General features: G+C 69.2%; 9 protein-coding genes and 3 pseudogenes. 5 read left to right on the top strand and 7 right to left on the bottom strand.

Annotated features, from left to right (window positions below; translation table 11 throughout):
- Both GWI24_RS34565 and GWI24_RS34560 read right to left on the bottom strand, forming a co-directional pair.
- A partial coding sequence (locus tag GWI24_RS34565) for an FmdB family zinc ribbon protein (protein ID WP_210949995.1) occupies positions 1–236 on the bottom strand: 236 nt, incomplete at its 3' end.
- Between the two features lie 111 nt (positions 237–347).
- Positions 348–1,445, bottom strand: a complete 1,098-nt coding sequence (locus tag GWI24_RS34560; RefSeq protein ID WP_210949996.1) for a substrate-binding domain-containing protein — start codon at positions 1,443–1,445, stop codon at positions 348–350.
- A 161-nt stretch (positions 1,446–1,606) separates the two neighbouring features.
- Between GWI24_RS34560 and GWI24_RS34555 the strand changes: the two genes are divergently transcribed.
- Together GWI24_RS34555 and GWI24_RS34550 are read left to right on the top strand one after the other, a co-directional pair.
- Complete coding sequence (locus GWI24_RS34555) at positions 1,607–2,044, top strand: MarR family winged helix-turn-helix transcriptional regulator (RefSeq protein WP_210949994.1); 438 nt, start codon at positions 1,607–1,609, stop codon at positions 2,042–2,044.
- Between the two features lie 343 nt (positions 2,045–2,387).
- Positions 2,388–2,921: pseudogene (locus GWI24_RS34550) on the top strand (winged helix-turn-helix domain-containing protein); the annotation flags it as partial.
- 213 nt (positions 2,922–3,134) lie between these two features.
- On the opposite strand, the gene GWI24_RS34545 reads toward GWI24_RS34550, so the two are convergent.
- The 3 genes from GWI24_RS34545 to GWI24_RS34535 all read right to left on the bottom strand — a co-directional run bounded on the left by GWI24_RS34545 (position 3,135) and on the right by GWI24_RS34535 (position 5,120).
- On the bottom strand, positions 3,135–3,653 hold the full coding sequence (locus tag GWI24_RS34545) for a recombinase family protein (RefSeq protein WP_210949993.1): 519 nt from the start codon (positions 3,651–3,653) through the stop codon (positions 3,135–3,137).
- A gap of 83 nt (positions 3,654–3,736) precedes the next feature.
- The gene (locus tag GWI24_RS45805) at positions 3,737–4,048 is read right to left on the bottom strand and encodes a site-specific integrase (RefSeq protein WP_247617270.1); all 312 of its coding nucleotides are present in this window, start codon (positions 4,046–4,048) and stop codon (positions 3,737–3,739) included.
- 262 nt (positions 4,049–4,310) lie between these two features.
- The gene (locus GWI24_RS34535; protein ID WP_210949992.1) at positions 4,311–5,120 is read right to left on the bottom strand and encodes an alpha/beta fold hydrolase; all 810 of its coding nucleotides are present in this window, start codon (positions 5,118–5,120) and stop codon (positions 4,311–4,313) included.
- Positions 5,121–5,200: 80 nt separating this feature from the next.
- Between GWI24_RS34535 and GWI24_RS34530 the strand changes: the two genes are divergently transcribed.
- Positions 5,201–5,605 carry a MerR family transcriptional regulator gene (locus GWI24_RS34530; RefSeq protein WP_210949991.1) on the top strand — a complete coding sequence of 135 codons (405 nt, stop codon included), beginning with the start codon at positions 5,201–5,203 and terminating at the stop codon, positions 5,603–5,605.
- A 240-nt stretch (positions 5,606–5,845) separates the two neighbouring features.
- On the opposite strand, the pseudogene GWI24_RS34525 reads toward GWI24_RS34530, so the two are convergent.
- Together GWI24_RS34525 and GWI24_RS34515 are read right to left on the bottom strand one after the other, a co-directional pair.
- Positions 5,846–7,023: pseudogene (locus GWI24_RS34525) on the bottom strand (transposase).
- Positions 7,020–7,856, bottom strand: a complete 837-nt coding sequence (locus GWI24_RS34515) for a hypothetical protein (RefSeq protein ID WP_210949988.1) — start codon at positions 7,854–7,856, stop codon at positions 7,020–7,022. The pseudogene GWI24_RS34525 and the gene GWI24_RS34515 overlap by 4 nt, the downstream one beginning before the upstream one ends.
- 23 nt (positions 7,857–7,879) lie before the next feature.
- Between GWI24_RS34515 and GWI24_RS34510 the strand changes: the two are divergent.
- Both GWI24_RS34510 and GWI24_RS34505 read left to right on the top strand, forming a co-directional pair.
- Positions 7,880–8,640, top strand: a pseudogene (locus GWI24_RS34510) (NAD(P)-dependent oxidoreductase); the annotation flags it as partial.
- Between the two features lie 52 nt (positions 8,641–8,692).
- Positions 8,693–8,842, top strand: coding sequence for a hypothetical protein (locus GWI24_RS34505; RefSeq protein WP_210949987.1), 150 nt, complete (start codon positions 8,693–8,695; stop codon positions 8,840–8,842).
- Positions 8,843–9,113 lie beyond the last annotated feature (271 nt).

Below are 9,113 nucleotides of genomic sequence, written 5' to 3'. Positions count from 1 at the left end.
GGTCGGCGGCGGCCCGGTGGAATCTCGGTGACGATGCGCGGTTCGTGGGCGCTGGCCTCCTGGGCTCGCAGGGCGCGGGCCAGGGGGGCGGAGGTACGAGCGAGCATCGAGGCGGTGAAGTCCCGGCGCGCCTGGTCGCCGCACGTTTCGCACGGCTCTTCGGGGAGGGCGCGGCCCATCGGACGGATCACGTCGAAGGTTCCGCAGTCTCGGCAGCGGTACTGATAGGTGGTCATGGGCAACCCACTTCGAAAAGATTCGAGAAAAAACTATTTCCAACCGAAGTGATTGGGCAAGGGTTCGCCGTGTTACGTGCGTGTAAAAGGATGTCCGCGCCGCGGTCTCGCCTACGGCAGCTGCTGGAGCACGTCCCACTGCAGCCCGTCGGCCGCGGCGAGGAACACACGCTGATGCAGATGGCGGTCGCGTATCTGCACGGTGCCGCGCGGGGACTCGTACTCAAGGCCCTCGGCGCCGGTCTGGATCCTGGTCATGTCGACACCGCCGGCCCGGCGCAGCAGCTCGGTGAGCATGCGGACGCCCTCGTAGCAGGACTCGCCGAGGCTGTTGAGCACCGGCGCCCTGGGACCGAACCGGCGCGCGTACGCGGCGGCGAAGTCCAGGCCGGACGCGGTGGGCAGGTCCTCGAAGTAGCCGGCCGACGTCATCAGGCCCCGGGTGTTCTCCGGCCCGGTCGCCAGCAGGACGTTCTCCTCGATCAGCGAGCTGAACCGGATGTGGTCGCGATCGAGTCCGGTGGCGGTGAACGCCCGGTTGAAGAGCACCGCGTCGTCGCCGATCAGCAGCATGAGGACGGCCTCGCAGTCACTGGCCGCGACGCGGGCCAGGACCGGGCCGAAGTCCTCGGTGCCGAGCGGCACATACATCTCGTCACAGACCTCGCCGCCGAGTTCCCGTAGATAGCGGTGGGCGGCGCGGGCGGAGGAGCGGGGCCAGATGTAGTCGTCGCCGACGATCGTCCAGCGGCGGATGCCGAGCTCGCCGGCGAACCACTGCAGCGCGGGACGCAGCTGGCGGTTCGGGGTCTCGCCGGTGAGGAACACGCCCGGGGACCGCTCACCGCCTTCGTAGAGTGCGGTGTAGACGTACGGCACGCGGCTGTCGATACGCGGGGCGACGACCTCGCGGACGGCGGAGATGTGCCAGCCGGCCACCGCGTCGACGACGCCGCCGGAGATCAGCGCGTCGACCTCGCTCGCCACCTGCTCGGGCGGCGCGCCGCCGTCGACGAGCACCAGCCGCAACTCCCTGCCCAGCACGCCCGACTCAGCGTTGACCTCCTCGGCCGCGAGCTGGGCGCAGCACTCGCAGGACGGGCCGAAGATTCCGGCGGGGCCCTGGAGCGGGATCACCAGGGCGACGTCCAGCGCGTCCCGGGTCCTGCCTGCCGGAGAGCCGAGTCGGACAGACGCCTTCTCGATCATAAGGCTCACACTAACCATTGCATGCTACGAGAATATTTCACAGCGATAAGGAAATAACTGTATCGTGGAACCACTTCAAGCGAACCTCGTCTGCCGTGCGCGTCTACACGACGGCGAGCACCGAAGTGCACCCCCACACCGCGACGACACTTGGCAGGACGATGACCACGACCCAGGCGGCCGTATCCGAACTCGACCTGGCGCGAGCGCTCACGCTCGTGGAACGGAGCGTCGTCCAACGGCTCGGTGAGGCGCTGAAGGCGGAGGGCGCGACGCTGGAGGAGTGGCGCGTGTTGTCGTTCCTCGGTGACGGCGTCGGCCATGCCATGACCGAAGTCGCCGAGTCGGCCCTCCTGACCGCGCCGACCCTGACCAAGGTCGTCGACCGCATGGTGTCTCTCAACCTGGTCGTACGCCGGGTGGACGAAGCGGACCGGCGGCGCGTTCTGGTATTCGCGTCCGAGCGGGGAAGCGAGGCGCTGACCCGGTGGACGGCAGCGGTCGAACGCGAACAGGAGCACATCGTGACCGCCGTCGGCACCGAGGAGACGGCCCTGCTGCGGACGCTGCTGCAGCGAGCCTCCAGGCGGCTCGGCTGAGGTTTCCGCTTCTCGTCAGCGTGCTGACTCCGGCAGAGCCACAAACTGTGAATAAAGCCACGTAGTCGAACATCGCTGAGGCGTATCAGTGCAGGTCAGCGATATTCGTTGTTTTCGCGGCGATTACTACGGGGACCCCGGCGCGGCACACGCGCCCCTTCGATCCAAAGGTTACTCGCGGGTTACTTGTCACCTGGTTCGCCGCTCGTTACTGATCTCGGCTCGTTAGGGTGATGTTTGCGGAACATCCTGATGTGGGTTTGGTGTTGTCGGGAGTCGGTGGTGCGTGAGATATGCGGATGGGGGCGGGCTGACGCCTGCAGCACGGCGGCGCCGGGAAGCGGTGCGGATACAGGCGGCGGAGCTGTTCGCTCAGCAGGCCAAACCGCCCGAGGTGGCCCGGCAGCTGCGTGTGAGTGTGAAGTCGGCTTACCAGTGGCAGCAGTTGTGGCGGCAAGGTGGTGCCGACGCGCTGCTTTCGCGAGGGCCGAGCGGGGGCCGGTGTCGCCTGTCGCCGCGCTGTCTGGAGAAGCTCGCCGGGTATCTCGAGCAGGGGCCGGCCGCGCACGGCTGGACGGAAGACCAGGTGTGGACGGCTGCACGGGTGGCCACGCTGATCGGCAGGAAGTTCCACGTCTCCTACAGCGTCTCGGGCGCAACGAGGCTGATGCGCCGGCTCGGTTTCACTCCGCAGATGCCCGCACGCAGGGTGGCCGAGCGCGACGAGCAGGCCGTGACCGGCTGGAAGGAGGCGACCTGGGTGGAGGTAAAAGGGCCCGGGCGGCCTGCAGGGGCTACATCTGCTTTGAGGACGAGGCGGGCTTCACCCGCAGGCCGCCCAAAGGACGCACCTGGGGCCGGCGAGGCCACACCCCGGTCGTGTCACCGTCAGCGGACGACGCTCGGGACGCCTGTCGGTGGCCGGGCTGATCGCCTGGCGTCCGGGCCCCCGCACCCGGCTGTGCCACCGCCTGCTCACTCACCCCGCGGGCAAGGGCACGCGACGCAGCATGAGCGAGCGCGGTCCGACGGGCTGCTCGGGGGTGGCGCCGAACGCCCGGCCCCTTCGTACGGTGCGGCGGCAGATGGATCACGCATCCTCCCCTTCGTTCCGGGTCTGTGCCAGCAGCGCGGCCACGACGTCGTTCGCCTGGTCCTCGGGCTGTTCAACGAGCGTGTCCACCACGTCGTCGGTGGTGCCGCCGAGAACCTGCCGCTGGCGGCGTTCCATCAGTTCGGGGTCGGTGCCGCTGCCGGGTCCGGTGAGGTCCACGCGGGTCGGCCGGCGCGGGGCGATGACCTGTGCGCCTGCGGGTGCTTGGGTCTCCTCGGCTTCGGCGAGCGCGCGGTAGACGGAGGCGACCGAGGGGTCCTGTCCGGTGTTCTTGCCGGTCTTGATCGTCAGCTTCTTCGCGATCTCCGGGACGGGGACGCCCTTGTCCTTCAGCGCGCGGGCGAAGGTGAGCATGTCGTCGTCAATGACCTTGGGCCGTCCGCCGTGGTTGCCCTTCGCGGCGGCGGTCACCTGGCCCTCCAGGGTCTTCTCCCGGATGTAGTTGCGCTCGATCTGGGCGGCGGCGGCCAGGACGGCGAAGAACATCGCGCCCATGCCGTTGGGGTCGTAGATGGGGTGTGACCGAGATACGCGCCAAAGGGGCAATGGGATGATCTTGAAGCCCTGATCCGCTCGGCTTACGTGCGGCGACGTGCAGCGGGGTCGCGTTCGGCGACGTGCCGGGCGACCGAGTCGACGCCGGGGCGGGCGTATCGCTCCAGGGAGCGGACGGAGGCGTGGCGGGAGCGGGCCAGCAGCATCGGGGTGGAGGTGCCGTCCTCCGCGTCGTGTGTCAGGGCACTGTGGCGGAGCCGGTGAGGCGTCCAGCCGTCCAGGTCCTCGGTGTCGTCGGGTGAGGCGAGGGGATTGGCCAGGAGCCTGGTGTTCTCCTCGAAGATCTCCTCAGCGCGGCGGTAGGAGAGCCGGGCCCGGCCGGTCTCCGGGCACACGTCGAGCGTCGGGGCCAGCCGGCGGTCCAGTGGGTGAGCGGAGCCGCGGTCAGGCCGACGGTGAAGGCGTACACGGTGACCAGCAGCCCCACCCGTGATCGCGCGACTCCCAGATCGTCGCTGATCGGTGTCAGCAGTCCGACCGGCAGCAGCTCTGTGGTGACGACGACGAAGGTCGTGGTGGCGAGAACGAGCAGGCCGGCCCGGCGCCGGGTCGGCGGCTTCGTGGGCGGACCGGCCTGATCCGTGAGGAGTGGTGCGCTCACGCTGACGTGGCGGGGAGTGCGGCGAGGAACTCGCGTACGTGTCGGAGCCAGGTCGCCCGGTCTGCCGGGTTCAGGATGTGGGCGGCGCCGGGCAGTTCGATCAGCCGGGCGCCTGGGATGCCGGCCGCCAGACGGTACGAGCTCTCGGGCAGCACCAGTCGGTCGCCGGTCGGCGCCACCACCAGGGTGGGGGCGGACACCTTCGCCAGGTCGGCCCGGACGTCCACGCGGGACACCAGGTCGAAGTGGTCCAGCATGCCCGGCGGCATCGCGGTCAGGGTCTGGGCGACCGGTTCGTCGAGGGCGGCCGGTTCGAGGTCCGCCAGGTCCGCCGGGGACATGCAGGACAAAAGGGCGAGCCGTGCCACATCCTCCCACTGACCTGCGGCTGCCAGGGACTTGATCAGCTGGGCGGCGAGCGCCAGGACGGGGTCGGCGGCAGCGAAGCCGGCGGTGAGGACGAGGGCCCGGACACGGTCGGGGTGCCGTGTGGCGATCCGGACGGCCACGGCGCTGCCGAGGGACTCCCCGAGGACGGCGAACGAGTCCTGGCCGGCCGCGACGGCTGCCGCGACCAGGCGGTCGGCGAGGTCGTCCAGGTCCAGGGGTTCGATGGCTACGGCAGAGCCACCGGCCCCGGGGTAGTGCGGGCCGACGAGGGTGTGGTCCTGGGCGAGGTCGTCGAGGACGAGGCCGAAGTTCCCCTCGATGCCTCCGCCGGCGCCGTGCGCGAGCAGAAGTGCGGGGCCGCCCCCCTGCACGAGAACGTCGAGGTGAGGGGTGGGAAGCGCGTGATCAGTGGTCATGGCGCCGACGCTAAACTCCGACATCAGTGTCAGAGTCAAGTCGCGGCGTGGGCAACTGGAGCAGGAATGAGGCGAGCGGCATGCGCATGAAGGAGATGGTGCGGCGTACCGGGGTCCATGAGCGGCTGCTGCGCTACTACGAACAGCAAGGACTCGTGACGCCCGACAGGCTGCCCAGCGGCTACCGCATCTACGGCGAGTCTGACGTCGAGACAGTGCGCCGCATTCGCTGTCTGCTGGCGGCCGGGCTTCCGACCGCTCTGATCGCCCAGGTCCTGCCGTGCATCCGGGCGGACGACGAGCTCCTCGTGTCCACCTGCCCGGACCTCCTCGCCCAACTGCGACGGGAGGGCGAGCGAATCACCCGCGCCATCGAAGATCTACAGGCGTCGCGCGCGATCCTCGACACCATCATCACCGCTGCGCCCTCAGGGGGCGCCGGGACACTGAGGCCGCCTCAACCTGCCGGTGCCGAGGCAAGCTGACAGGAAGCCCCTGATCGAGCCGCTTGCCGTTGCGAGACGGAAGGTGTCGTACGGGTTGATGTTCGACTAGAACACGACCAGAACTTCACCGGCGTTACCGCCAAGACTGTCCGCGGCGGCTCGCACCTTGTCGGCTACGCCCTGGCCTTCGGGCTGATGGTCGCCGCCCGGCGCTCCATCGCCCCAGACCTGACACCGCACCACGAGAAGCGGCGCCCACACAAGAGGACTCGCGGTCGGTCAAGCGGCCTGACCGAGGCCGACGGCAGTCAGGTCCTGCTCACGCAGCGGGGTGAAGTCGACATCGAGTTTCGGGTCGTACGCCTCGGGCTGGATGCCGAGTTCATGTGTGCTGTACTCGCCGAACCGGTTGATGTGCTCGGTCAGGTACGGCGAGATGTGCGCCAGGTCCTCCGGGTCGATCTCCCATCCCTCCTCCAGCAGCTGCCGCACGATCTCCGCGATGTCCAGGGCGTTGTGGAAGATCACCGCGTTCGTGAGCAGCGCGTTGAACTTCATCGCCTTCTCCTGCTCGATGGGGTCGTTGTCGGCGATGACGCCGCGGTTGCCGAAGCCGATCCACTGGGAGAACCGGTTGAACGACTCGATCTTGTTGGTCGCCGCCGTTACCCGTCGGCGCAGCGGCGCGTCCGAGAGGTAGCGCAGCAGCTGGACGGTGCGGATCACGCGGCCGACCTCGCGGAAGGCCGCGTAGGTGGCGTTCTTCCGCGACCCCGACCGCAGCCGCTTGAGCAGTGTGGAGGAGGAGATCGTGCCCTCGCGCACGGAGACGGCCACCCGCATCGGGTGGCGGAACTGGGACTCGATCAGGTCGAAGTCGATGACGTGCTTGCCCGGCTCGCCGAACAGCGCGTCGATGTGCACGTACTCGGTGGTCTTGCTGGGCCGGTAGAAGGTCAGTTCCTGATCCTGGGCATCAAGTCGAAGCCCAGGAGGTGGGCGAGCGCGAAGACAGGGAAGCTCTGGCCTTAGGTATCCGCGTGCACGGTGGTCGGCTGCACCTCGCTGGTGTTCTTCAGCAGACCCTCGATGATGTAGACGGCCTCCCACACCCCGCACGGGATGAAGTGCGTGAACAGCGCGATGTAGGTGTCCGAGACGTGGTGGTAGGCGATCCCGCCCGGCTTGCCGTACCGCACGCTCGTCTCGGAGAGCAGGTTGTCGAGGTACGTGTCCATGTGGGTGCCGTCCGCCGCCACCGCGGTCCCGTCGCCCCACGCCTGCGAGATGTCCAGGCGGGCGTGCGCGTTCACCAGGCCGGCGACCGCCTCGTTCAGCAGCACGATCGAGAAGTGCTTGTTGGCGACGTACGACAGCTCGTGTCCGCTCACGCCGGGGATGTGCCGGGCGGCCTCGTACGGGCCCATGTTGGTGCCCTTGACGAACGTGACGATCACATAGCGGCCCAGGGGTCGGTGAGCTTGGGCTCGTTGCCGGATGGCGGGCCGAAGCGGCGCCACCGCTCCACCCAGTACGCGGTCCGGGCCACGATCCCCATCAGGGAACGCTCTGGCATCCTCGCCTTGATCTCCTGCTCCAGCCGCTTCGCCGAGGGCCGCTGACCGTCCGCCCTAAACGCCTTCAGCGACGGGATGCCCGTCTCCGGATCGATCACCAGGCCGTCGTTGCCCGGGTGCCCGGCGTCCGCCGCCGCGGCGGCGCCTTGCAGCTTGTCCTCCAGCTGCCGGCGGAAGCACTTCGCGTCGAACTCCGCGCTCTTGCCCGCCTCGGCGAGGCCGACCTCCACCAGGTAGGACCCCAGCGTCTCCTGGACGACCTCCCAGGCCAGCAGCTGCTCGGACCAGTCGGCGTACTCCTCCGAGCCGACCACCGCGACGTCGCCGGTGCGCAGTTCCTCAGCGAGCGCGGTGAAGACCATCGCTTCGAAGTGCCTGCGGACGAGCTGCCCGGTCCGGTTCTTGTCGAGGGCGGCCTTGCGCCAGTTCTGGGTGGTGAAGGAGATGTCGACCTCCTTGCCCGCCTCGTTGAAGGCGGTGATGTACTCACCGCGGGCCGCCTGGTGCCGCTGGGCGTGCGCGAGGGCGTCCAGCACCCGGCTGTCCTCACTGGTCGCGGTGAACTTCAGCTTGTCGTTGTCGGCCAGGTCGAACATCACCGCCCGGTCCCGGCCGATCTGCCCGTACAGCAGCACTTCCCAGAAGTTGCCGTGGTGAGCGGAGACCTTCTCGATCTGCTCGTACTGCTTCGCGAACCCTCCGAAGCCGCCCACCGCGCGGGTGACCGCGATGAACCACGCCCGCCGAGGCCGTCGAGGGCGCCGATGCCGTGCTGACCATGCTCTACGACGGCAACACCGTCCTGGACGTGATGCTTTAGGCCGCACCGGCGCTGCGTCCGGGCACTGTGTGGGCGCAGCGCACCACCGCCGGGATCGAGCTGGTCGCCGACCTGGCCGGATTCGCGCGCGAGCACGGTCTGGTGTTCTACGACGCCCCGGTCCTCGGCACCCGCCAGCCCGCCGAGGCCGGCTGGCTGACCGTGCTGGCGGCCGGGCCCGAGGACGGCAGGGAGACGATCACGCCGGTCTCCGACGCGGTCGGCGCCAGGACCGTGTGGACCGGCGAGGACGGGGCCGCGGGCAGCGCCAGCAGGCTGAAGCTGGTGGCCAACAGCTGGGTGCTCGCCTCACCGCCGCGACCGGTGAGGTACTGGCCCTCGCGAAGGGCCTCGGCGTCGACCCGCAGAGTTTCTTCGACCTCATCGGCGGAGGACCGCTCGACATGGGGTACCTGCGGGCCAAGTCCGCGCTGGTACTCGACGAACAGCTGACCCCGGCGTCGTTCGCCGTGGCCACCGCCGAGAAGGACGCGGGGCTCGTCGTCCGGGCCGGCGAGCGCAGCGGCGTGCGGCTCGATGTCGCCGAGGCGGTGGCCGAACGGTTCGCCCGGGCCACCGCCCAGGGGCATGCCGACGAGGACCTGGCCGCGGCCTACTTCGCCAGCTTCGACGAGCGGCCGGGCGGGCGGCGGGACCGCCGCCAGGCCTGCACGTGACGTTCCGTGCGCCGGGGCGCACCCCGAGGAAGAAGGGGGAGGAAGCTCCGGAATGACGGTCCTCGCCGTGCACGGGATCGGGAACCACCAGGGGCGGACTCGCAGCCAGGCAGCCGAGAGACTGGCCGACGGATGGCGTCCCTCCCTTGCCGCCGGCTACCGGGACACCGGTCTCACCTTCCCGTACCGGATCTGCGGGTGACCTACTGCGCGGACCGTCTACTGCCGGACGAAGCCCAGGGGCCTTCCGATATCGCGGCCCTCACCAGGGACGAAGCGGTGCTCGCATGGACCTGGGCGGTTGCTGCGGGTGCCTCGTGTCCGGCCGAAGTGCAGGAAATGGCCACGCTCTGTTGGGCAACTCTCTGTCTGCGCCGCTGTCGGTGGCGATGAAGTTCAGGGCTGAACGGCCGGGATGCAGCGTCCGCCCGGGCTATCTAGATCATCCGTGCGGTTCCAAGCAAGTGGGTGTC

It is taken from the genome of Streptomyces sp. MK37H (genome assembly GCF_018035285.1).
GTDB classification, from domain to species: domain Bacteria; phylum Actinomycetota; class Actinomycetes; order Streptomycetales; family Streptomycetaceae; genus Streptomyces; species Streptomyces endocoffeicus.
Note: the sequence above shows the minus strand (reverse complement) of the source record. Positions and strands in the feature narration are given on the sequence as shown.